This window comes from Rhizobium sp. Leaf341, from assembly GCF_001424325.1.
Classification (GTDB): Bacteria; Pseudomonadota; Alphaproteobacteria; order Rhizobiales; family Rhizobiaceae; genus Ferranicluibacter.
Genome location: NZ_LMPE01000011.1, coordinates 387,051 through 410,742, shown reverse-complemented (window position 1 = coordinate 410,742; position 23,692 = coordinate 387,051). Strand labels below are relative to the sequence as shown.

Genomic DNA, 23,692 nt, shown 5'->3' with positions numbered 1-23,692 from the left:
CATCCTCCTGAAACCATGGCCATTATTGTCCTCGTTGCATTTGAAAATGGAATCTGCCCCGGCGAAACGCATCGATCAGATAATCAACATTATGGAACAAAGATCGCCGGTCGGGCGAGCGGCGGCTGGCAGGAGCCACTGCGCACGTATCCGGGAACGTTCCGCCGAATGCCCGGCATGTGAACGGCGGTTGCCATCCACATGCCGGGTGCCAGAACGCCATCTCGCGACATGCCTCAGGCTGCGTTGACGGCAAAGGCTCTTTCGATCCGGCCGGTCATCTGCCGGATGTCGGAGGTGGCACGGGATGCGGCGGATGATGTGCGCGACGGCGCATCGAGCTGGAACTGTGCGATCAGGTCGCCCAGTCGGCTGGCTTCCGCAGCAAGAGTTGCGCATGCCGCATTGCTTTCCTCGACCATGGCAGCATTCTGTTGGGTGACCTGATCCATCTGATTGACTGCCTTGTTCACCTCGGCAAGTCCCACGGACTGTTCGCGGGCCGAGGTTGCGATGGCGTCCATGTGCTGGTTCACGGTGACGATGTAGGCCTGAATGCTCTTGAGAGCGTTCCCGGTTTCGCTGACCAGCTTCACGCCACTTTGAACCTCGACGGCCGAGTTGCGGATCAATTCCTTGATCTCCTTGGCGGCCTTGGCGGAGCGCTGGGCAAGTTCCCGCACTTCCTGGGCGACGACCGCGAAGCCCTTGCCCGCTTCTCCGGCGCGCGCAGCCTCCACGCCGGCGTTCAGGGCCAGAAGGTTCGTCTGGAAGGCGATCTCGTCGATAACGCCGATGATGTTCGATATCTCGTTCGATGACTGCTCGATCCGGTGCATGGCGTCGACAGCGCTTGCGACCACCTGGTCGGATTTCTCGGCGCTGCTGTTGGCCTGGACGGCGACGGTTCGGGCTTCGTCCGCGCGTTTCGATGAGTTCATGACATTGGCCGTGATCTGATCGAGCGCTGCCGCTGTTTCCTCCAGCGATGCGGCCTGTTGTTCAGTGCGTCTCGACAGATCGTCCGAGCCGGCACTGATCTCGCTCAATCCGGAGCGGATGACCGATGTCGCACCCGAAACCGAAGACAGCGCGTCATGGATCTTGCTGGCGGTCTCGTTGAAGTCCGTCCGGAGGTGGGCCGCCTTTGGCGTAAATTCCGCGGAGATCCTGTGTATCAGCTTTCCTTGCGAAAGGGCTGACAACCCGTTGGCCAGTTCCTGGATGGTCGCCCGGTCGCTCTCCCCTTCCCGTTCCATTTCCTCCTTCAGGAGAACCTCTTGATGGATGTTGATGAGAGAACCGCAGGCCCTGATCGTTACGCCGTCGGCCTGGTGCGCGCATCCGCCGGTGGCTCTGAACCATTCATACGAGCCATCGCGCAGTTTCAGCCTGTACTGAATCCGGTATCGCGTCTGGTCGGTCTTGTCTTCAAGATGGTTTCCGAAAGCAGCGAAGGTCGGCGCGACATCGTCCGGGTGAAGTCTGTCGGCCCATGACTGGACAACGTCCGGAAACGACTGGGCATCGGTATATCCGAGCAGTCGGCGAAAGTGTGGCGACCACGTCCATCTGCTGCGCGCATCCAGCGCGTCGCCATTGTACAGTATGCCTTCCCAGAGCCCGACGCCGCACGCCTCATCCAGCAGATCCGATCGCTCGCGAACGGCACGCAGCTCTGTCTCAAGTTCCTCTATCCGTTTCTGTTTCGCGCTTTTAAACATGCCATACCTTCCCAACACTGCATGATTAGAGGTCGCTATATTACAAGAAAAAGATATAATGAATCGTTGCGGTCTGCGCGGGTCCGTGCGCGGCCGGTGCGCCCGGCGTCATCAACCGCTATCGCCGTCGATCAGTGTCATCGGCCAGAGCTGGCGATGCGCGGCGTTGGGATAAAGGGACGCGTAGGCCGGCATGCTGGCGAGGAGGGTTTCGGCGAGAGAAATTCCGAGATCGCGCAGCGACAGGTCAAAACAGGTCAGCCGCGGAGAGAGATAGCGCGCCTGCGGACTGTGTAGACCGATCACGGCAATGTCCTTGCCGGGCGTCAGGCCGGCGGCTTCAAGGCCATGAAACAGGCCGGTGACGCTGCCGTCGTTCAGCACGACGATGGCCGATGGGCGATCGGGATGGTGTGCGAGGCCCTGGCCGACACGATAGCCCCCTGCTTCATTGGGCGACGCGTCAAAGATCAGATCATCCTCCAGCGTCAGCCCGTGTTCCGCCAGCACCAGGCGGCAGGCGCCCAGGAACACATGGCCGAGATTGAGGTCGTCGTGGGGACGCAGCACGGCGATGCGGCGGTGGCCACGCTCGACCAGCCGCGTCATTGCGGTCGTGGCCATGCCTTCGAAGTCGAGGTCGATGAAGGGCTGGCCGACATCGGTCAGACTGCGGCCGAGGGACACGAAGGGGATCTTGCGGCGGTCGAGCAAAGCGAAACGTTCGTCGACCCGACGCGTCGCCGACAACATGATGCCATCGGCAAAGCCGCGCGCGACCACGCGTTCGAGATAGGCATCCGGATCTTCCTCCGAGGAGCAGAGCAGCGCGACAAGATCCAGCCCATGACGGGCAAACACCGTCTGCACGCCGTCGAACACGCTCATGAAGAAGGTATCGCCCTGCCCGGTGATCTCGTGACCTGTCTGCATCATGAAACCGATGACGCCGGTCGATCCTTTCCGCAATGCGCGGCCGGACTGGTTGGCGACGTAGCCGAGCCGTTCGGCCGCCTCGAGAACCCGTCGCCGGGTGTCTTCGTTGACGTCCTTCTTTCCGTTCAACGCCCGCGAAACCGTGCCGATCGAGATGTCTAGATGATCGGCCAGCTGCCGTATGCCCTTCACCACCACCGATGCCCATCCTTCTTGCTCGACAAATCCTATTGACACGATCCCCCTTCTGTCCATAGTCTCGTAAACGTTTACGGAGATCGGAAGAGGAGTTTCGATCCCGTCGGGAGGACTTCAGTGACAGCATACAAGGCCGTTTTATGCGGGTGCGGAGCTATGGCCAAAGGCTGGCTCAGGGCGCTCGCGGCAGACCCGCTTCTCAGGAGCCGCATTGAGGTCGTGGGCCTCGTCGACCTCGATCGCACGACCGCGGAAGCGCTGGCGCAGGAATTCGGGCTCGGCAACGCGGCCATCGGAACAGACGTGTCTGCAATGCTGGAGTCGACGCAGCCGCAGATCGTCTTTGACGTCGTCATTCCTGCCGCCCGCCGTGCGGTCGTTTCGGCAGCTCTTGCGCACGGATGCCATGTGCTCAGCGAAAAGCCGATGGCGACATCCCTGGAGGAGGCCCGCGCGCTGTTGGAACTTGCCAGGCAGGCCGGTCGGATCCACGCGGTCGTTCAAAACCGCCGCTTCATCGCCGGCGTTCGGCGCATGCGGCACCTGGTGGAAAGCGGCGCGATCGGTGCGTTGACCGCGGTCCATTGCGATTTCTTCCTTGCGCCGCATTTCGGCGGCTTTCGCGACGCGATGCAGAACGTGCTGCTGCTCGACATGGCGATCCATACATTCGATGCCGCCCGCTTCGTGTCCGGCAAGGTGCCTCTCTCGGTCTATTGCGTCGAAACCAACCCTGCGGGGTCCTGGTATGCGCACGGGGCCGCGGCCAATGCCATCTTCAAGCTGTCGGACGATGCCGTCTTCACCTATCGCGGCTCCTGGTGCGCGGAAGGCCGGCGGACGAGCTGGGAGAGCGCGTGGCGGCTGGTCGGATCGAAAGGCATGATGACCTGGGACGGCGAAAGCGCTTTCGAGGTGACCGTTTCCGGCGACGAGCCCGGGCTCCTGCACGGCGCCCGCGAACTGGCAATGCCGGAGACTGACAACGCGGCGCAGACCCAGGGACATGCCAGCGTCCTCCTCGATTTCCTGCACGCGATCGAAACCGGCGGCGAGCCGGAAACGATCGGCCACGACAACATCAAGAGCCTTTCCATGGTGTTCGGCGCCATCGAGAGCGCTCGAACCGGCCTTGCCGTCGATCTTTCAGCAGAAGGACACATGCTGTGAACACCCCCGCAAATTCCATCCGCATCGGCACTATGATCAGTGCGAGCGCCGGACAGGCAGCGACCCGCATCGGTCAGATCGCCGACCTCGGCTTTGAAAGCTTCGAACCGTTCTTCTGGCAGACCACCAACGGGCAGGATCTGGCAGACCTTGGCAAGCGTTGCCGCGAGGCGATCGCTGATCGCGACATCACGATCTCCACCATCGGCATGTTCGGCAACCCGCTCGAGGAGCAGGACCTCGATCTGCAGACGCTGCAGGGCTGGAAAGACTGCATCGACAATGCCCACCACTTCGGCGCAACCTGTGTCGCCGGCTTTACTGGCCGTGTCCGCAACACGCCACTGCCGGAAAGCCTGCCGCGCTACCGGCAGATCTGGAGCGAGCTTGCCCGCCGTGCCGCCGACAAGGGCGTGAAGATTGCGTTCGAGAACTGCGCGATGGACGGAAACTGGCAGACCGGCGACTGGAACATCGCCCACAATCCGGATGCCTGGGAACTGATGTTCAACGAGACGCCGGACGACAATATCGGGCTCGAATGGGAGCCCTGCCACCAGATGGTCTACCTGATCGACCCGCTGCCGCAGATCCGCAAATGGGCGCCCAAGATCTTCCATGTTCACGGCAAGGACGCGACGATCCGATGGGACGTCATTCGCGAACACGGGATCTTCGGCAAGGAAAAGTTCGTCTTCATGCGCACGCCGGGCTTCGGCGACAGCAACTGGACCGACATCATCTCGGAACTGCGCCTTGCCGGCTGGTCCGGCTCGATCGACATCGAGGGCTGGCACGATCCCGTCTATCGCGATGCCCTGGAGATGACGGGGCAGGTGCACGGCCTGAACTATCTCAAGACATGCCGGGGCGGAACGTTCGTCGTCGACCCGCAGTGAACGGCCGGGCGCCATGGAGGTTGGCGCCCGGAGGAAGACCCGCAACAAGGAGGAGAACATGACCATGAAGACTTGGCTTGCAGCCGGTGCTCTCGCGCTGGCCACCGCATCCCCGTTCGTAACCGTCGCGCACGCCGAAGACGTCAAGATCACCGTCTGGTCGCTCGACCGCGACATCCAGCCGGCGCCCAATCTCATCAAGGATTTCAACGCGCTGAAGAACGGCATCACGGTGGAATATCGCCAGATCCAGTTCGACGACGTGGTCAGCGAGGCCATGCGCGCCTACTCCACCGGCCAGGCGCCGGATATCATTGCCATCGACAATCCGGAGCATGCGCTGTTTTCGTCGCGCGGCGCCTTTCTCGACCTGAGCGACAAGATCGCGGCCTCGAGCGTGGTGAAGACGACGAACTACTTCCCGGGCCCGCTTGCCTCCGTCATGTGGGATGGAAAGTATTTCGGCATTCCGAAGGCCACGAACACGATCGCGCTCTACTACAACAAGGACATGTTCAAGGCGAAGGGTCTCGATCCCGACAAGCCGCCGCAGACATGGGCGGAATTGCTGGACGCCGCCCGCAAGCTCAACGATCCTTCTAAAAATGTCTACGGCCTCGCCTTCTCGGCAAAGGCCAGCGAGGAAGGCACGTTCCAGTTTCTGCCCTGGGCGCAGATGGGCGGCGCATCATACCAGGCGATCAACGCGCCGGGCGCGGTGAAGGCGCTCGACACCTGGAAGACCATCATGGACGAGAAACTGGCCTCGCCCGATACGCTGACGCGCGGCCAGTGGGATTCTGCCGGCACCTTCAACTCCGGAAACGCCGCGATGGTCATCTCCGGTCCGTGGGAACTCGACCGGATGAGCGCCGAAGCCAAGTTCGACTGGGCCGTGACGCTCCTGCCGGTGCCGGAAGCGGGCGCCGAGCGCTCGTCCGCGATGGGCGATTTCAACTGGTCGATCTTCTCCACCACGCAGCACCCGGACGAAGCCTTCAAGGTGCTCGAATACTTCGCCTCGCAGGACGACCGGATGTTCAAGGACTTCGGCCAGCTGCCCGCCCGCTCCGATATCGCCATTCCCCCGACCGGCAACGAGAAGAAGGATGCGGCGCTGAAGGTGTTCGTCGAACAGCTGAAATACGCCAAGCCGCGCGGGCCTCACCCGGAATGGCCGAAGATCTCCAAGGCCATCCAGGATGCCATCCAGGCTGCGCTGACCGGGCAGATGAGTGCGCAGGATGCGCTCGATCAGGCCGCGGCGAAGATCAAGTCGGTTCTCGGTTAAACGGGCTTCCTCCCGGAGAGCATGGAACCGGAGGAGCGCCAAGGGCGGCCAGGGGCCGCGTGCCTCCTCCGGTGCCGTGTTCAAGCACCGCCTGCATCCTGTTCAACCCAGATCCGACGCATGATCGCCGCGACCGCGCGCTTTCGTCCGGAACAGCTCTGATGGGAGCGATGATGAAACGCCTCTTCTCCAGCCTGGCGGACGGAAAAGGCTTCGATGTCGCCTTGATCGTCTTTCCCTTCGCGTTCCTGTTCGTCATGGCAGGTCTGCCCCTGGTCTACAACGTGGTGATGAGCTTCCAGGAAGTCGACATGTTCAGTCTCGGCACCTTTGCGCGGCCCTTCGTCGGCTTCAAGAACTATGTGACGCTGTTTTCGCAGCCGGAGACGTGGCCGATCTTCAAGAACACCGCGATCTTCGTCGTTGCCTCGATCGCCGGCCAGTTCATCGTCGGCTTTTCTCTCGCGCTGTTCTTCTGGACGAATTTCCCCGGTGCTTCCTGGCTGCGCGGCCTGTTTCTCGTGTCCTGGGTCATGCCGGGTCTCGTGGTGGGCGCCATCTGGAACTGGATCCTCTCCGGCGATTTCGGCGTGCTCAACTATCTGCTGCACACGCTCGGCATCATCGACAGCAACATCTTCTGGCGTTCCGATCCGACCTACGCGCTCTGGGCCGTCATCATTGCCAACATCTGGCTCGGCACCTCGTTCAACATGATCCTTCTGTCGGTCGGCCTCTCCGCCATTCCAAAGGATCTGTTCGAAGCCGCCGAGCTCGATGGGGCCAATGCCTTCCAGCGGTTTGCGACGATCACCGTGCCGATGATGCGTTCGACCATCGGCGCCGTCATTTCGCTGGGGCTGATCTTCACGCTGCAGCAATTCGACCTGTTTGCGGCCATCACCTCCGGCGGGCCGAACAACGCCTCCAACGTGACCCAGTACTGGGCCTGGGATCTGTCGTTCCGGCAATACGACTTTGCGCAAGGCGCGACCATTTCGGTGGTCATGATCGTCTTCGTGATGATTGCCTCGATCGTCTATGTCAGATCCACTCGGCACGAGGTGCGCGGATGAGCGAAGCGTCGAAACACCGTCTGATGCTGGCCATCGCCTGTCTTCTGGCTGCCATCTATCTCTTTCCGCTCTACTGGATGTACGTGACGTCGCTGAAAAGCGGATCGGCGATGTTTGCGACACCGCCGGGCCTGTTTCCGGTCGATCCCCAGTGGAGCGTCTACAGCTATGTCTGGGAAACCCGGGACATGGGGCGCTACATGTGGAACTCGCTGGTGATCGCCGCGGGCTCCGTCGCGCTGATCGTCCTTCTCGGCACCGGCTGTGCCTATGTGCTTGCCCGCTATCGCAACCGCTGGGTCGATCTCGGCCTGTTCCTGATCCTCATGCTGCAGGTCCTGCCGGCGTCGCTCCTGATCACGCCGATCTTCGTCGGCTTCTCCCAGCTGGGTCTTCTTTATACCCCGCGCACCGCCGTCATCATCGCGATCGCGGCCAAGAGCATGCCGTTTTATGTGGTGCTGGTGCGGTCGACCTTCATGAGCGTGCCGATGGAACTCGAGGAAGCGGCCCTCGTGGACGGCAATTCGCGGATCGGGGCGTTCTTCAACATTGTCCTGCCGCTCGCCCGCAACGGCATTCTCGTCAGCGGCATCCTTATCTTCATGCAGGCCTTCGGCGAGTTCGTCTATTCCAAGTCGATGATCCAGAATATCGAGCTGCAGCCCGCCAGCGTCGGGCTGAATTCCTTCATGGGTCCGAACACCAACGAGTGGAACAACATCCTGGCCTATGCCTCCATGTATGTGACGCCGATCCTGGCCATTTTCGTCCTGCTTCAGCGCCGTATCGTCTCCGGCCTCACCTCGGGAGCCCTCAAATGAGCAACCAGTCCGATCTGCAGATAGAGTTGACCAGCGTTAACAAGCATTACGGCGCTTATCACGCCCTGCGGAACATCGACCTGCGGATCGCCAAGGGCACGTTCGTTGCGCTCGTCGGCCCGTCCGGCTGTGGCAAGTCTACGCTGCTGCGCTCCATGGCGGGCCTCGAGAGCATTACCAGCGGCGATCTCGTCATCGCCGGCGAGCGGATGACCAATGTGCCGCCGCGCAAGCGGGACCTCGCGATGGTGTTCCAGTCCTACGCGCTCTACCCGCACATGACGGTGAAGGAGAACCTGACCTACAGCCTGCGGATCCGCGGGGTGAAAAAGGCGGAGGCGAACAAGGCGGCCGAAGAGGTTGCGGCAACGACCGGCCTTTCCGGTCTTATGGGACGCTATCCGCGCGAACTGTCCGGCGGACAGCGACAGCGCGTCGCCATGAGCCGCGCCATCATCCGTCACCCCAAGGCGTTTCTTTTCGACGAACCGCTCTCCAACCTCGATGCAGCCTTGCGCGTCCATATGCGCAAGGAGATCCGTGCGCTGCACGACCGACTGGGCGCCACCTCGGTCTACGTCACGCACGATCAGATCGAGGCGATGACGATGGCCGACCATGTCGTCGTCATGCGTCAGGGCGTTATCGAGCAGCAGGGCGCGCCGCTCGATCTCTATGATCGCCCCGTCAACCGCTTCGTCGCCGGTTTCATCGGGTCGCCTGCGATGAACTTCATTCCAGCGATCGCCGGCAACGACGGGCGGTCGCTCATGCTCGATCTCGGCGACACCCAGAGGCTCGACCTCGATCGCCCGATCGCCGCCGGTCGGCCGCTGACCGCAGGCTTGCGGCCGGAGCATCTGGAGATCGATCCGACCGGCGCCGGCCCGATCAAGCTTCGGGTTGCCGCGGTCGAGAGCACGGGCTCGAACAGCTACATCACCACGGCCAGCAAGCCCGAGATCGTGCTCGTGACCAACGGCCGCAGCCCCGTTGCCGTCGGGGACCCGATATCGATCGGAATCGCGCCCCGACATGTTCACGTCTTCGATGCGGAAACCGAGGCCCGGATCGAGATGCTGCCCGAATGATGGTGCCCGAATGATGATGCCCAAATGATGCCGGCCGAACGCACCGGATGACGTGATGCTGTCTGCACGAGCACCGCGTGCAGGACCGCTTTAGGAATGTCTCAACCATGTCGACGATCTTCCGTGAAAAACGGCACGATTGGGCGTGCAGTCTGTCTCATTCCGGGATTCATGCGGCAAGAACGGCCCACCGGGAGGTATTTATTAGAGAATGCTGATTAGAGTGGGGCGAAAAGGAGATCCCGCTCCATGATCGGCTGGGCGAAACGTCAGATCTTTGCCTTCTGCGCAACCGACACCTTTACGTCGCGCCGCAATGTGCTCTCGGTTGCACTGCGGACCGCGCTGGTGGTCGTGTTTATCGGCGATATTCTCAACGTGGTCGGGCACCTGTTTCTCGACAGGTTGGGCCTTCTTCCCTACCCGCTCGTGCCCGCGGCGACCGTCGGCGTTCTGATCACCACCATGCTCGGCACGCCTTTGATCTTTGCCGTCCTCTATATCGTCGGCCTTGCCATTCACGATCTGTCGATTTCCCGCGCTCGCTTCGAGGCGCTGAGCCGGACCGACCAGCTGTCGGGCCTTCTCAACCGACGGGCCTTTCTCGAGGCCTATGCTCATCATGACGGTGACGCCTCCCTTGTCATTTTCGACATCGACCGCTTCAAAGCCTTGAACGACAGCTTCGGGCATGACGCCGGGGATCGGGCGATCATGTCGGTGGCCGCCACCCTGAGGGACAGCTTCCATGCGCCCCATGTTGTTGCCCGGATCGGAGGCGAAGAATTCGCGGTGCTCGTTGTCGGCCTCAGACCGGCCGATCGTCTGACGCTCGCGGGTGCCGCCGTCGCCCGGATTGCCCGAACCCCCATCGCGCTCGGCGATATCGAAACGACGGTCACCGTGTCGGCAGGGGTGGCGGAATTTGCGCAGCACACGGGTTTCGCGCAGCTGTTTGCGGCCGCCGACAAGGCGCTCTATCTCGCCAAGTCGTCCGGCCGAAATCAGGTTCTGCACGCGGCCGGGATCCCAGAGCTGATCCGGAAGGGCGCCGGCGGTCAATCGGCGGCTGCCTCGGCGCTGTCCGCATGAATGACCAAGACGCGCGCGGTTCGATCCGTGGCGAGCGTTGGAGCCCTTATCCTACATGGTCGCGCCCAGCTGCCAGGGCACAAACTCGTTTGCGCCATATCCCAGCTCTTCGGACTTCGAACGCTCGCCGGAGGCAACGCGCAGGACCGTCTGGAAAATCTCGCGGCCCTTTTCCTCGATCGAGACGCCTTCGAGCACGTCCCCGCAATTGATGTCCATGTCCTCTTCCATCCGGCGGTAGAGATCGGAATTGGTGGCGAGCTTGATCGAGGGCGTCGGCTTGCAGCCATAGGCCGAACCGCGGCCGGTGGTAAAGGCGATGACATTGGCGCCACCCGCCACCTGCCCTGTTGCCGCAACCGGATCGTAACCGGGGGTGTCCATGTAGACGAACCCCTTCCGGTCGATGCGCTCCGCGTATCCGTAAACGCCGCGCAGAGTCGATGTGCCGCCCTTGGCGACGGCGCCGAGCGACTTTTCAAGGATCGTCGTCAGCCCGCCCGCCTTGTTGCCGGGTGACGGGTTGTTGTTCAGTTCGCCGCCTGCCCGCGCCGCATAGTCCGTCCACCAGTCGATCAGGTCGACGATCTTCTGGCCGACCGCCTCGTTCTCCGCCCGTCGCGTGAGCAGATGCTCGGCCCCGAAAATCTCGGGGGTTTCGGAGAGGATGGCGGTGCCACCCTGCCGCACGAGTTGGTCCACCGCCGCGCCCAGCGCCGGATTTGCCGTGAGCCCGGAATAGCCATCGGAGCCGCCGCATTGGAGGGCGAGCGTGATTTCAGATGCTGCAACCGTTTCGCGACGCGCCTTGGCGGCGACCGGCAGAAGGGCGCGGACACGTTCCACGCCGGCCTCGATCGAGCGGCGTGTCCCGCCCGCCTCCTGGATCGTGAGGCTCTGGAAATGATCGCCCTCGACGATGCCGTATTGCTGCTTCAGACGTGGAATCTGGAAGACCTCGCAGCCGAGCCCGACGAGCAGCACGGCGGCGAGATTGGGATGGGTGGCGTAACCCCATTGGGTGCGGGCCAGGATATCGTATCCCTCGCCCTTGGCCGCCATGCCGCAGCCCGTACCATGGGTAAAGGGAATAACGCCATCGATCTCTGGATAGTCCCGCAGGATGCCCGACCGCTCCACCGCCTCGGCGATGAAACCGGCGACGGTGGCGGAACAGTTCACGGAGGAGAGAACGCCGATATAGTTGCGCGTCCCTACGCGGCCATCGGGGCGGCGGAACCCCTGAAACGTTTCCGGGACCTCCCCTGCAAGCAATCCGCCGTCGGGGCGTGCCTCCGTGGCAAAGGCGTAGTCACGGGCAAAATCGTGAACCGCAACATTGTGCTCGTGCACCCAGTCTCCGGGGGCAATGGCCGTGGAAGCAAAGCCGATGATCTGTCCGAATTTGCGGATCGGCTCGCCTTCGGAAATCGGAACAAGCGCGATCTTGTGACCCTTGCCCACCGCGCTGCGCGCCGTCACGCCGTTCTGAAGGCTGTCGCCGTTCGAAACGCGGTCGATGGCGATGACCACGTTGTCGGCATCGTTGAGGCGCAGGATGCGGGGCGTCGGCATATTCAGATCTCCAGGATGGCTTTGATGGTGCCGGCTTCCGGGCGCAACCATTGCGGAAAGAGTTCCGGCCCGTCGGCCAGAGCGCCGCGATGCGTGATCAGGGCGTCGACCGGAACGCGGCCAGCCGCCATTTGGCGGACAACCTCCGCGAAATCGTCGGCCTGCGCATTGCGGCTGCCAAAAAGGGTCGCTTCGCGCTTGTGAAACTCCGGGTCCGAAAAGGTGATGTCCGTGCGCACGACGCTGACCAGCACATACCGCCCTGCATGCGCGAGGAAACCGAAGCCGCGCTGCATGGCAGCGGCATTGCCGGTCGCATCGATGACGACATCGAAAAAGTCGCCGCCCGTCATCCGCGACGCTTCGGCTTCCGCCGACGCGTCGGCCATGATCATCGCATCGGCGCTCAGCCGGTCGAGCGTGAAGCCCAGACGGTCCTCGCGGACATCCATCACGGTGACATGCGCGCCTCGCGCCTTGGCGAAGATGATGGCAGACATGCCGATCGGACCGGAGCCGACGACGAGAACACGGTCTTCCGCCGATACGCTCCCCCGCTTCACGCCGTGCGCGCCGATGGCCAGGAATTCGATGGTGGCCGCAGCGTCGAGCGAGGCGCCACCCGCCGAGACCACGTTTCCTTCCGGCACGCAGAGATACTCCGCCATGCCGCCGTCGCGATGGACGCCGAGCACAGCAATGTTCTGGCAGGCGTTCGAGACGCCCTTGCGGCAGGCATGGCAGGTCCCGCACGACAGATATGGCACGATATAGACCGCCTCTCCGGCCTTCAGCGCGCTGCCCTCGGGTGCGCGCTCGACCGTGCCCGACAGCTCATGTCCCATGACCCGGGGATATTCGAGGAAGGGGTGCTTGCCCTGAAAGATGTGGTAATCCGTGCCGCAGATGCCGACGCGTCGGATGCGGACCAGAACCTCGCCCGGCGCCGGCACGGGTACGGGACGATCGATGACCGAAAGACGGCCGGGCTCGTTGCAGATCAGGGCTTTCATGACACCACCTTAGCAGATCGTTCGCAGTCTCGTCTCGGTGCGGAAGCCGGAAATGCCGGCTCCCGCGATGGCATCGTCTACGACGTAGACACAGGCCCTGGGCTCAAGTCTTGGGCAGGGTCGCTGGCAGCGGCACGCCCGTATAGCGATTGTAGATCTCGCTGAGCTTGCCGTTCTTGAGGTTTTCGGCAATGACCTCGTTCAGCCGTGCCTTCAGCGCGTCGTCGCCTTTCCGCAACCCGATCGCATAAGGATTGGTCTTCAGCACGAGCTTGACCGACAAGGGATCGGCCGTGCGGCGCTGATTGACGGCAGCCATGATCTGCGGCGAAGACGCCATGACATCCACCTGTCCGGAGACGAGCGCGGTCACCAGCGTCGCGTCGTCATCATACCGGGTCAGCTGTGCACCCGGCAGCTTTGCCGTTGCTTCCAGATCGTTGGTCGAGCCGCGCGTCGTACCGACCTGTACGCCGTTCAGATCTTCCGGTTTCGTCACGGACGCACCCGCACCGGAACCGGCCGCCACCACGATCTGGATGACGCCATAGGCATCGGTGAAGTCGATGACCTTCTTGCGCTCTTCATTGACGCTGAAGGACGCCATGACGATATCGGCCTGGCCGGTGAGGAGTGCGGGAACGCGGTTCGGGCCCGTCACCTGAACAAGTTCGACCTCGACGCCGAGCGCTTCAGCCACCAGACGCGCGCTTTCGATGTCGGAGCCCGTGGGCTGCATCTGCGCGTCTGTCATGCCGAAGGGCGGCGACCCCAGATCCACGGCGATGCGGATCTTGCCGCGCTCCTTGATGTCGGCCAGCGTGTCGGCCATAGCATGCGATCCGCCAAGGATCGGCATTCCGATGACGAGGGCAAGGGCCGCCGCGGAGACGGTGGCAAGCAGGGTGCGTCGTTTCATGTTCATTCCTCCCGGTTGAGATGATGGGCGTGACGCGGTCCATGATCGGCGCTCAAATGTTCCGGCCGGACCGCTGCAGGTTTCGTGTCTTGGCGTCAGAGGCCGCTGCCGACGAAGCTCGCCAGCTCCGGCGTCTTCGGCGCGTCGAGCATGGCGCCCGGCCCGGTTTCCCAGACCTGGCCCTTGTGCATGTAGATGACCTGGCTCGCGACTTTACGGGCAAAGGCCATCTCGTGGGTGACGAGGATCATGGTCATGCCCCCGCGCGCGAGGTCCTCCATGACTTTCAGAACCTCACCCGTCAGCTGCGGATCGAGGGCGGATGTGACCTCATCGAACAACATCAGCTTCGGCTGCATGGCGAGCGATCGGGCGATCGCCACGCGCTGCTGCTGTCCGCCGGAGAGCTGTTCGGGGTATTGCTCGGCCTTTTCAGACAGTCCGACCTGGGCCAGAACGTCCAGCGCAAGCTCGCGCGCTTCTTTCTTGCCCATCGATTTGACGCAGGTCGGCGCGAGCATGATGTTCTGCTCGACCGTGAGATGCGGAAACAGGTTGTAGCTCTGGAACACGATACCGACGTCGCGGCGGAGCGCACGGCGGTCGAGTTTCGGATCGGCCACCGCGTGGCCGCACACCTCGATCGTGCCGTCCTCGATGGTTTCAAGAGCGTTGATGCAGCGCAGGGCTGTCGACTTGCCCGATCCGGACTGCCCGATCACGGCTGCGACACCGCCGCGTTCGACCTCGAAGGAGACGCCTTCCAGCACCTTGAGGGCGCCGAAATACTTGTGAACGTTGCTGAGCTTAACGACCGGCGACATTGAGCTTCCTTTCAAGCTTCCGGCTCCAGACGGACAACGGGAAGCAGATCGCAAAGTAGAAGGCTGCCACCACCATGAAGACGGTGAACGGCTCGAAGATGGAGTTGTTGATGAGTTTGCCGGCCTGGGCGAGTTCGATGAACCCGATGACCGAGGCGAGCGAGGTGTTCTTCACGATCTGCACCAGGAAGCCGACGGTGGGCGGCGTGGCGATGCGAAGGGCCTGCGGCAGGATCACCCGTGACATGCGCTGCCAGCGTGACAGTGCCAGGCATTCTGCGGCTTCCCACTGCGTTTTCGGCACGGCCTCGATACAGCCGCGCCAGATCTCGGCAAGGAAGCCCGAGGCGTAGATCGTCAGCCCGGCTCCGGCCGCAAGAATGGCGGGAAAGCCCGGGCCGGCGAAGATCGCGATGCCGTAATAGATCAGGAACAGGAGGATCAGCAGCGGCGTGCCCTGAACGATCTGAATATAGGTGCTCGCCGCCCGTCGCAGCGTTTTGGACGGGCCGATGCGGGCCAGCGTGACACCGAAGCCGAGCAGCCCGCCGCCGACGAAGGCGATGGCCGAGAGACCGAGGGTCCAGAGAGCCGCCCAGGCCAGGAACTCGAAATGGACGAGACTGAAGGAAGGGGTTGTGATCACAGGGGCCGCCTCACAAGGTCGTGCCGAGCTTGCGCCGGCGGGTGAAGGCTGCCTGGGCGAAGGCGGTAAAGGCGCCGCGCATCACGAAGGACAAGACGAGATAGATGATGCCGACGACAATATAGGTCTCGAACGCCCGGAAGGTGCCGGACTGGATCCGGTTGGCGACAGCCGTCAGCTCCTCGGCGGAAATCTGCGAGGTGATCGACGACGCCAGCATCAGCAGAACGTACTGGCTGGTGAGCGAGGGGTAGACCCGCTCGATCGCCGGACGCACGATGACATGCCAGTAGATCTGCGCACGCGAAAGCCCGAGACATTCGGCAGCCTCCACCTGCGAGCGATGGATGGACTGGAGACCGGCCCGCACGATTTCGCAGGTATAGGCGCCGACATTGACGGTGAGCGCAATCATGGCCGCGTGATTGGCGGAGACCCGGATGCCGAGCGTCGCGATGCCGAAATAGATGATGAAGACCTGGACCAGCAGGGGCGTATTGCGGATCACCTCGACATAGGCCGCCACGATCCCCCGGACGACAGGCGATCCATCAGCGCGACCGATGGCGCAGAGCGTGCCGACGATGAAGCCGGCAACCGTGGCGACGGCCGACAGCTGCAGGGTGAGAAGCGCGCCCCAGAGAAAATCCGGCCAGTATGGCAGCAGCGCGGCGAAGTCGAACGTGTAGCTCATGTCTTTGACCTTTCCGTCGTCATCGTGCCGTTGCCAGACGCGGCAACGAGGCTGCGAAGGGTCGGTGCAGTCGGCCTGGTGCCCGCAAGTTCGACCCAGGCGAGAAAGGCTGCGATGCGGCGCTCGATCTTCACCCCGTGATTCTGAGCGATATCGGCCACGCGGTGATCGAGAAACGGATTGTCGAAGCGCTCGAGCGTAACATCGACGTAAGCCGATGCTGCGTCCGCCATGCCGTGTGCGGCAAAGCCCGGCACGACCTCCTGCCGGTAGACGGCAAGCAGGCGCTCGCGAAGGCCAGAGTCCTGCAGGATAGCGCGAACCGTCTCGTCCTGTGCCCGGCCTTCGCGTAGCCAGATGTCCGCGAGATAGGTATGGCCGAGGTTCAAGATATGCAGCTTTAGCCGCTCGTACGGTTCCAGATCGTCCGTCAGAACGACGGAGGGATGCCGGAAAGGGAGCGAAAGCCCGGGCCTGGCCTCGATCGCCCAGAGCGCATAGGGCTCGGCCACCGCCCCGACGGGTTCGATCGCTTCGGAGACGATGCGGTCCACGAGGGTGTTGGCAAAGACAACCCGCGCCTCGACATAGGTCCGGAAGCCATCGTCTGCGCCAGCCCCGGCAGCGAGAGAAAGAACCGCATCTCTCAGCATGTCGCCATTGCGGTTCAAGAGCTCGCAGGGGAGGACGGTCAGCGGGCCGCCGTCCGACAGCCAGCGATGATGCAACAGGGCTGCGAGCTTGCCGACGAAGGAGACGGGCACGTCGCCGGAAAAGAGCATAGCGCCGCGATCCGCTGCCGAAACGTCGTAACCGCGGTCACCTGTGTTTGAAACGACGAAGGCTGCATCGGCGGCGAAGAGATCCTTCAGGCGTTCCCAGTCCGCCTGAGCGGAAAGACCGCCATCGACGGAGGTCACGGCGATGCGACGTTCGATCTTCCGGCCGGCGTCAAGACCCCGAATGATCACGGGATATCCGTGTGGCTGGCCGAAGGCTGCAACCCGACCGGCCCGTTCCGTCGAGCCCGACACCTGGACGACGGTGATGGGCCCGATGGCCTGGCCGGCCTCCCGCGCCTCGTGGACAAAGAGATCGACATGCGCCTGCAGGAACCGGCTCGTTCCGAACTGGATGATGCGGGTGCTCATACGCAATCGCCCGACCTCAGAACGCCAAAGGCAGCGCGGCGGACCACACGGACGGACGACGGTCCGTTGCTCGAATTTCCCGACATACCCAGGATTCTCCTCACACTCTCCTTGCGTTTTATATGCAAAGAACAAACGAAGCCGCAACCCTTTATTTTGTTTATTTTATACAATAGACAGAATGTGGCTGAGCAGGGAACGTGTCGGGAGCGGGCTGGAATGAAGGGAAATGCCGTCTACAAACGGAGTTACAACGGATGCCTCGCGATCTGCGGGACCCTTGGGCTGGGCGATGAAATGCCGTCCGAAAACGAAATCTCGCAGTCTCTCTCCGTCAGCCGCACCACGATCCGGGCCGTCATGGCAGGGCTGGAAGCCGCGGCTATCCTCACGCGCGACAGTGGAGCACGCCGTCTGGCGCGTTTTCCGGAAGCCGCCGACGCCTTCCCCGATACGCAGACCGTATCGACCAGCGCCACCGTCGAGCGGCGCTTTCTCGAGTGGATCCTGCAGGGACATATCGGCCCCGGCCATCTCCTGACGGCTGCCGAACTTGCGCGACAGTTCGGGACGTCGACGACGATCATCCGTGAGCATCTGCCGCATTTCCAGCACTTCGGCCTTATCGAGCGGCGGCCAAACAGCGCCTGGCTCTTCAAGGGCGTGACGCCCGCCTTTGCACACGAGATTTACGAAGTGCGCGAAATGTTCGAGTTGCGCGCCGCGCGCAGCTTCATCGACCTTCCCGACGAGAGCCTGCCCTGGCAGCGCATGCGCGCCATCGAAGCCGAGCACCGGGCGCTGCTCATGGAGATCGACAAGGGATACGCCCTTTTCCCGGATCTCGACGAGCGTCTGCATCGCACCGTCCACGAGACGGCCGACAACCGTTTCATCAAGGATTTCTACGACATCATCTCGATGCTGTTTCACTACAATGCGCAATGGGATGCCGAAGACGAGAAGCAGCGCACCTTCACGGCGCTGACCGAACATCTCGCCTATATCGAGGCGCTGCTCCGCCGTGACCTGAAGGCAATGGACCGCGCGTGCCGACAGCATCTGAAAACGGCCCGCGGCAATCTGCTCCGTTCGATCAATGCGCGGACGAAAACGCCTCGGCGCTGAGCCCGTACGGCATCGATCACGCCGGTGAATCGGACGGCCCTGATCGATTCATAAGTTTGGTTGGACGCTGCAGGCGGGCCGGGCGATTCTGGCCGCATGACCAAACCGCCTTTCTATCTCTATATCGAGCGAACCCAGCCTGCCGATAACATGGCGCGGTTCTATGCCTTGTCGATCGAACCGTCTTTGTTCGGCAAACCATCGCTGGTGCGCCGCTGGGGACGGATCGGGACCACCGGACGCGAAAAGATCCACCTTTTCGAGAGCGAGGCCGAGGCCATCACCCTGTTCCTGGCCGTCGCGCGCCGGAAGCGCAAAAGGGGCTACGCCCCGAGATCCGAGCAATCCAGTCGCATCGCCAGCGCGTATTCTCTCGCGTAACCGAGAACCGGACACGGCAATTTCGCAGATTCTCATATGGCCGGAACAAATGGCGGTATGAGGGCATTGTGAGGTGCCGTTGTAACTGCCCTCTTTTCGGCGCCTGGAGTATGCATGAGCCAGAAAGATGATTGGCATCTCACGGAAATCCTCGATTACGAGCATGGCCGGGGTGATCCGTTTGCCGCCGCCGTGCGTGCGACCCGGATGGCGATGGTCATCACGGACCCGTCGCAACCTGATAATCCGATCGTCTTCTGCAACGAGGCGTTCCAGAAGCTGACCGGCTACGACCGTGAGGACATTATCGGTCGGAACTGCCGTTTCCTGCAGGGTGCCGACACCGACCCGTCCAGCGTGTCGAAGATCCGCGCCGCCATCGAGGCGGAGGAAAGCATCCACATCGATCTCCTGAACTACCGCAAGGATGGCTCGACGTTCTGGAACGCGCTGTTCCTGAGCCCGGTTCGGGGTGCGAGCGGAGAGGTTCAGTTCTTTTTTGCGTCGCAGCTCGACGTTACCGATCGCGTCATGGCGCAGGAAACGATTGCCGCGCAGAAGGCAGCTGTTGACAGCGAGGTGAGGCGCCGCACCGCCGATCTCGAAAAAGCTCTGGAAGCCAAAACCTTGCTGCTCCATGAGGTCGATCACCGCGTCAAGAACAATCTGACGATGATCGGCGCGCTTTTGCGCCTCCAGGTCCGTTCGATCGACGATGCGGACATACGCGCGAAGCTCGAGACCATGATGGAGCGGATTGATGCGCTGGCAACGGTTCATCGCCGCCTCTACCAGGCGGAGGACGTGACACGGTTTGACGTCGCGGCTTTCGCTGCCAACCTCGCCTCCGACGTAATCGGCGCCAGCGGCCGCAGCAATATCCGGCTGCGATGCGATATCGAGCCGATTGAGGTGCGGTCCGAGCATGCGTCAGCCCTCGGCCTCATCCTCAACGAGGTCCTGACCAATGCCATCAAGCACGGGCTGCGAGAGAACCGGGCGGGGTCGGTCTCGATTGTCGCCATGCGCGACGGCGAGACGGCAACGCTGGCCATCGAGGACGATGGTGTCGGCCTGATCATGGATCCCGCATCGACGGGCCTCGGACACGCTTTGATCAAACGCCTGTCGCCGCAGAGCGGCACGACCGTCGCCTGGGACCGTCTGCCGACGGGAACACGCGTCACCTTGAGAATACCGGAAATGGAGCAGACATCATGACCCCCTCCCCCACGGCTTTCAAAGCCCTGCGGGTCCTCATTGTCGAGGACGAACCTCTTCTGGCCATGGATGTGGAGATGATGGTCGAAGAAGCCGGGCACCATGTCGTCGGCGAAGCAGCATCGCTTTACGAGGTCGAGGCCATGGCGACCGAGTCCGCCCCGGATCTGGCGCTGGTGGATATGCAGCTTGCGCGCGGAACGAACGGTCTCGATGTATCGCGGCTGATCCAGGATCGGTGGCCGGCTGCGGTGATCGTGTTCGTGACGGCAAATCCGAAGAAGATCCCGGAAGACTTTTCCGGCGCCCACGGCGTGATCGCAAAACCGTTTTCGCGCAGCGGGTTCCTGTCCGCCCTGAACTATCTCGGAGAAGGTATCTCCGATCCGCCGCCCGCTTCCAGCCAGCCGTCCAGCTTCGTCGCGGCGCCGTCCGTGCGCGAGATCTGGTCGGCACGGTCACAGATGGACGGATAGGTCTTCATAAAGGTCAGCCGCGTTTCTCACCGGGCTTCGCTGAGCGAGGCCCGGTCATTGTCGTTGCAGACAATGTGCGAAAACGCCTATTCCGTCTGCTGCAGCTGCGACAGCAGGGCCTGCATTTTCACGACCAGACCCGAAGGCGCGTAATCGACATCGATCCCGCCGGAGCCGGCCAGTCCCATGCGGAGCAGCTTTGAGCCGAAGCCTTTGCGTTCCGGAGGCGTGACCAACGGTCCACCGGTTTCCTGCCATGTCAGGTGCAGCGAACGTTCGGCACCCGTGCCTTCGATGAACCAGTCGATGGCAACGCGGCCGTTTTCGTTCGACAAGGCACCATACTTGACCGCGTTCGTGCCGAGCTCGTGCAGCAGCAAAGCCAGCGACAAGGCGCCCTTGGGTCCCACGATGGTGCGGGGGCCGCGCAGGTCGAAACGGTCTGCGGGCGCCACGCTCTCCAGCGTCGTTGCCATGATCGCCTGGATCGGCGCGGAATCGTGATTGTCGTGCAGCAGAACATCATGCGCACGGCTGAGCGCGTGCAGCCGCTTTTCAAAGGTGCGGACGTGCACCTGTTCTGTCACCGGGCGAAGCGTCTGCGTTGCGATCGCCTGCACCATGGCCAACATATTCTTCAGCCGGTGCGCCATTTCCCGGTTGATCAGTTCCTTTTCGGCCTCGACCATCTTGCGGTCCGAAATGTCCGTCACCACCACGACGGCGCCCGAAAGCGATCCGGACAGATCCTTGATGGCTTCGCCGACGATGGAGATCCAGGTCTTGCTGCCATCCGGCCGATGATACAGCACCTCGGCTTTGGCTCGGTCGCATTCCCGGGACATGATGCGCGCCAGTGGGTACTGCTGCGGATCGAAGGGCGAGCCATCATGTTGCGTGGCGACGAAGATGGCGTAGTCCTCCACCGATTGGGCCGCGGTGGCGTCGTGGCCGAGCAGTTGCTGCGATCGTTCGTTCTGCAGGATGATGCGCCCTGTCGGGGCCTCTGCGAGCAGCACGCCGACCGGCATGGTGTCGATGATCGTGGACAGCTGCCTCTGCTGATCGCGAAGTTCGGCCTCGAGTTTCAGGCGTTCGGTGACCTCGACGAAGAGCACGACGAAGCGCTCCTTGTCGAGAGGCTGGGCATGACCTTCGTACCAGCGGCCGGTCTCGCCGACTTGGCGGATGAAGACGAGGGGTTCGCCAGACCTGACGACCTCTGCAAATGCCGGGATCCACGCATCTTCGGCGCCGCTGAACACCTCCGTGACCGTTCGCCCGACGGCAGAGGACGGCGCTATGCCGACAAGGTCGCCCCAGGCCCGGTTGACCTCGACATAACGCCAGTCGACAGCCTCGCCATCGGCGCTGCGAATAAGCTCGCCGAGGATGAAACCCTCTTCGAGCTGCTCGAAGAGGCCGCGCCAGTGCGATTCGCTCTTCTGGAGACGTTCTTCCGCCAGCTTGCGGGCGGTCACGTCGGAAAAGACGGAGGCGATCTGGTCGGAGCCGATCCGGCGGATGCGGTTTTCGAACCACTTCCCGCCGATTTCTGTGGCTCTGTTGACATGGACGATCGGTTCGCCGTGCTCGAACACACTGCGGTAGGCCGGCATCATGTCGCTGAGAACGCCTGGCGCTACCTCCGACAAGGTGGCTCCCCGAACGGTTTCCGGCGTCATTCCCGTCAGGCGCTGGAACGCCGGGTTGACGTCCTCGAAACGAATATCGACGATGTCGCCCTCGACATCGCGTACCGCGCTTGCGACGTAGTAGCCCTCTTGCATATCGTGGAACAGCGAGCGATACATCAGCTCGGATACACCGACCTCGATCTGCTTTTCGACCACTTTTGCAAGCGTCTCCAACGCCTTCCGGTCCCGCTCCCCCCAGATCCGCGGTTTCGTGTCGATGGCCGCGAGAGCCCCGATGAGCTGGCCGTCCGGCAGACAGATGGGAACGCCGAGATAGGCGACCACGCCGAGATCGCCGATGGCCCTGTTGTCGCGGACAAGGTCATGCAGGCGCGCATCTTCGACGGTCAGGATGGCATTGGTGCTGACGACATGCTGGCAGAAGGAATGCGTGATCGGCGTCTCACCGAGGGACGCCCATGGCTCCGGCAGCCCGCAATGGCCGGCAAAGACCTGTCGGTTCTCATCCACGATGGAAATGATCGAAACGGGAACCTCAAGCGCGGCGCGAACGTGCTCGGTCAGATGTCCGAATTGTTCGTTTCCAGCCTTGTCGAGAAGGCCACTGCGACGGATTGCGGTGATGCGTTGTGCGGCGAGTTCTTCGGCGTTCATCCTGACCTTGTCGACATCGTACCGTCGATTTTCCGGACCCGCGCCAGAGGGACAATCCAGCGGCTGCGATGTTCGGCTGAGACATACGACCGAATGCCGGTTTTTCAAGCATGTTCTGAAGGAAACACGTCCGTTACCGTGCGATGACGACGAAGAATGGCAAAAATGTCGATGTGTGATGAACGATCCCTGTCGGCGCTGTTTGCATGCGCCGACAATCGGTAGGCGAGAACGGTGTCAGAGCGGGTTTTGCGTGGCTGACGGACACCCGCCCCTCGCGCCCTATCCGGTTATCTCCAGTGTCCAGGCATGTTGCCCAAGAAGGATCGACACCGACCCCGCGCCGGAAAGAGGAAGGCCGCCGCAGAGCGAACCCGTCGTGACCACACTGCCCTGACGCAAGCTGTCTGCCGGACGGTCAGCTTCATTGGCATAGACGACGAGGGCGGCCAGCGGATCGATATCCGGATGCCGGGCGAGTGCATCGAACAGAGGTTGGGTACCCTCGGTCACACGGAGGGGGTCTGCCTGCCTTCCCTCCGTGAGTACATCGACGTCGAGGGGAGGTCCAAGACGATAACCGGCATTGCTCATGAGATCCGCGACAAGCAGACCCGTCCGGTTCTGGGGGCCGCCGAGGTAGCGGCTTCGGACGAACTCGACGCCGAGACGGACCTCGGCGATGGCATCGCGGATATCCTGCCGATGATAGCTCTGCGCCCGAACAGGAACATCGCGACCGAGGACGAGGGCGATCTCGACTTCCAGCTTCAGGCCCGGTTGATAGGGAAAGTGCGCATGCTCCGTGACCGAGAGGAGCGGGGCGCTCAGCACGCTGTCGCCACGCAACGAGAGCTTGCAGCCCTTCGGCGCGATGCCGAGCTGCTCCAGCACCATCGACTGGACGGCGTAGGCGTCGGCAAGATCCGGTTGCGGCACGGTATCGCCGTCGACCAGACTGTCCTGACGAATAGCCTCGACCAGCATGTTGGCCAAATCCCTGCTCATCTGCGCTCCGCTCTCTCTGTCTATCATCGCCCGGACCGGCGGC

General features: G+C 62.5%; 23 protein-coding genes. 12 read left to right on the top strand and 11 right to left on the bottom strand.

Translation table 11 applies throughout. The features are described 5' to 3' along the window. The coding region (locus ASG03_RS21865) for a hypothetical protein (RefSeq protein ID WP_210168548.1) at positions 1-183 on the top strand (183 nt) is incomplete at its 5' end. A gap of 53 nt (positions 184-236) precedes the next feature. Here ASG03_RS21865 and ASG03_RS21045 read toward each other — a convergent pair. Further along, positions 237-1,724: a methyl-accepting chemotaxis protein gene (locus ASG03_RS21045; protein WP_082475728.1), complete on the bottom strand. Its 1,488-nt coding sequence runs from the start codon at positions 1,722-1,724 to the stop codon at positions 237-239. Between the two features lie 111 nt (positions 1,725-1,835). After that, positions 1,836-2,852 (bottom strand): LacI family DNA-binding transcriptional regulator, encoded by a 1,017-nt coding sequence (locus ASG03_RS12990; protein ID WP_062693882.1) that lies wholly within the window; start codon positions 2,850-2,852, stop codon positions 1,836-1,838. Positions 2,853-2,975: 123 nt separating this feature from the next. Between ASG03_RS12990 and ASG03_RS12985 the strand changes: the two genes are divergently transcribed. The 7 genes from ASG03_RS12985 to ASG03_RS12955 all read left to right on the top strand — a co-directional run bounded on the left by ASG03_RS12985 (position 2,976) and on the right by ASG03_RS12955 (position 10,301). After that, on the top strand, positions 2,976-4,028 hold the full coding sequence (locus ASG03_RS12985) for a Gfo/Idh/MocA family protein (RefSeq protein WP_274533652.1): 1,053 nt from the start codon (positions 2,976-2,978) through the stop codon (positions 4,026-4,028). Beyond that, positions 4,025-4,927: a sugar phosphate isomerase/epimerase family protein gene (locus tag ASG03_RS12980; RefSeq protein ID WP_062693840.1), complete on the top strand. Its 903-nt coding sequence runs from the start codon at positions 4,025-4,027 to the stop codon at positions 4,925-4,927. The genes ASG03_RS12985 and ASG03_RS12980 overlap by 4 nt, the downstream gene beginning before the upstream one ends. Positions 4,928-4,985: 58 nt before the next feature. After that, on the top strand, positions 4,986-6,218 hold the full coding sequence (locus ASG03_RS12975; protein ID WP_062693881.1) for an ABC transporter substrate-binding protein: 1,233 nt from the start codon (positions 4,986-4,988) through the stop codon (positions 6,216-6,218). 173 nt (positions 6,219-6,391) lie between these two features. Then, positions 6,392-7,294 (top strand): carbohydrate ABC transporter permease, encoded by a 903-nt coding sequence (locus ASG03_RS12970; protein ID WP_062693880.1) that lies wholly within the window; start codon positions 6,392-6,394, stop codon positions 7,292-7,294. Beyond that, a complete protein-coding gene (locus ASG03_RS12965) occupies positions 7,291-8,118 on the top strand; it encodes a carbohydrate ABC transporter permease (RefSeq protein ID WP_062472775.1) in 828 nt (275 codons plus the stop codon). The genes ASG03_RS12970 and ASG03_RS12965 overlap by 4 nt, the downstream gene beginning before the upstream one ends. Beyond that, positions 8,115-9,209: an ABC transporter ATP-binding protein gene (locus ASG03_RS12960; protein ID WP_062693839.1), complete on the top strand. Its 1,095-nt coding sequence runs from the start codon at positions 8,115-8,117 to the stop codon at positions 9,207-9,209. Before ASG03_RS12965 ends, ASG03_RS12960 begins: the two co-directional genes overlap by 4 nt. A 249-nt stretch (positions 9,210-9,458) precedes the next feature. Beyond that, positions 9,459-10,301, top strand: a complete 843-nt coding sequence (locus ASG03_RS12955; protein WP_062693838.1) for a GGDEF domain-containing protein — start codon at positions 9,459-9,461, stop codon at positions 10,299-10,301. 51 nt (positions 10,302-10,352) lie between these two features. Here ASG03_RS12955 and ASG03_RS12950 read toward each other — a convergent pair whose 3' ends face one another. The 7 genes from ASG03_RS12950 to ASG03_RS12920 form a co-directional block, all read right to left on the bottom strand. After that, positions 10,353-11,876 carry a UxaA family hydrolase gene (locus tag ASG03_RS12950; RefSeq protein WP_062693837.1) on the bottom strand — a complete coding sequence of 508 codons (1,524 nt, stop codon included), beginning with the start codon at positions 11,874-11,876 and terminating at the stop codon, positions 10,353-10,355. Positions 11,877-11,878: 2 nt separating this feature from the next. Next, positions 11,879-12,889, bottom strand: a complete 1,011-nt coding sequence (locus tag ASG03_RS12945) for a zinc-binding alcohol dehydrogenase family protein (RefSeq protein WP_062693836.1) — start codon at positions 12,887-12,889, stop codon at positions 11,879-11,881. A gap of 103 nt (positions 12,890-12,992) precedes the next feature. Continuing rightward, positions 12,993-13,808 carry a transporter substrate-binding domain-containing protein gene (locus ASG03_RS12940; RefSeq protein ID WP_082475735.1) on the bottom strand — a complete coding sequence of 272 codons (816 nt, stop codon included), beginning with the start codon at positions 13,806-13,808 and terminating at the stop codon, positions 12,993-12,995. Between the two features lie 95 nt (positions 13,809-13,903). Next, positions 13,904-14,632 (bottom strand): amino acid ABC transporter ATP-binding protein, encoded by a 729-nt coding sequence (locus ASG03_RS12935; RefSeq protein ID WP_062472788.1) that lies wholly within the window; start codon positions 14,630-14,632, stop codon positions 13,904-13,906. Then, positions 14,616-15,278 (bottom strand): amino acid ABC transporter permease, encoded by a 663-nt coding sequence (locus ASG03_RS12930; RefSeq protein ID WP_244475241.1) that lies wholly within the window; start codon positions 15,276-15,278, stop codon positions 14,616-14,618. The genes ASG03_RS12935 and ASG03_RS12930 overlap by 17 nt, the downstream gene beginning before the upstream one ends. Positions 15,279-15,288: 10 nt before the next feature. Further along, positions 15,289-15,972, bottom strand: coding sequence for an amino acid ABC transporter permease (locus ASG03_RS12925; protein WP_062693835.1), 684 nt, complete (start codon positions 15,970-15,972; stop codon positions 15,289-15,291). Next, a complete protein-coding gene (locus ASG03_RS12920; RefSeq protein ID WP_062693834.1) occupies positions 15,969-17,123 on the bottom strand; it encodes a D-mannonate oxidoreductase in 1,155 nt (384 codons plus the stop codon). Before ASG03_RS12920 ends, ASG03_RS12925 begins: the two co-directional genes overlap by 4 nt. A 219-nt stretch (positions 17,124-17,342) precedes the next feature. Between ASG03_RS12920 and ASG03_RS12915 the strand changes: the two genes are divergently transcribed. The 4 genes from ASG03_RS12915 to ASG03_RS12900 all read left to right on the top strand — a co-directional run bounded on the left by ASG03_RS12915 (position 17,343) and on the right by ASG03_RS12900 (position 20,329). Then, positions 17,343-18,251 (top strand): GntR family transcriptional regulator, encoded by a 909-nt coding sequence (locus tag ASG03_RS12915; RefSeq protein ID WP_062693833.1) that lies wholly within the window; start codon positions 17,343-17,345, stop codon positions 18,249-18,251. Between the two features lie 96 nt (positions 18,252-18,347). Continuing rightward, entirely contained in the window at positions 18,348-18,632 is a 285-nt protein-coding gene (locus ASG03_RS12910; protein WP_062693832.1) for a WGR domain-containing protein, read from the top strand. Positions 18,633-18,746: 114 nt separating this feature from the next. Further along, a complete protein-coding gene (locus tag ASG03_RS12905) occupies positions 18,747-19,853 on the top strand; it encodes a PAS domain-containing protein (RefSeq protein ID WP_062472798.1) in 1,107 nt (368 codons plus the stop codon). After that, positions 19,850-20,329, top strand: coding sequence for a response regulator (locus tag ASG03_RS12900; protein ID WP_062472801.1), 480 nt, complete (start codon positions 19,850-19,852; stop codon positions 20,327-20,329). The genes ASG03_RS12905 and ASG03_RS12900 overlap by 4 nt, the downstream gene beginning before the upstream one ends. Before the next feature lie 86 nt (positions 20,330-20,415). Here the strand turns inward: ASG03_RS12900 and ASG03_RS12895 are convergent, their stop codons facing one another. Together ASG03_RS12895 and ASG03_RS12890 are read right to left on the bottom strand one after the other, a co-directional pair. Further along, positions 20,416-22,641 carry a PAS domain S-box protein gene (locus tag ASG03_RS12895; protein WP_062693831.1) on the bottom strand — a complete coding sequence of 742 codons (2,226 nt, stop codon included), beginning with the start codon at positions 22,639-22,641 and terminating at the stop codon, positions 20,416-20,418. Positions 22,642-22,923: 282 nt separating this feature from the next. Further along, positions 22,924-23,649 carry a hypothetical protein gene (locus ASG03_RS12890; RefSeq protein WP_062693830.1) on the bottom strand — a complete coding sequence of 242 codons (726 nt, stop codon included), beginning with the start codon at positions 23,647-23,649 and terminating at the stop codon, positions 22,924-22,926. Positions 23,650-23,692: the final 43 nt, after the last annotated feature.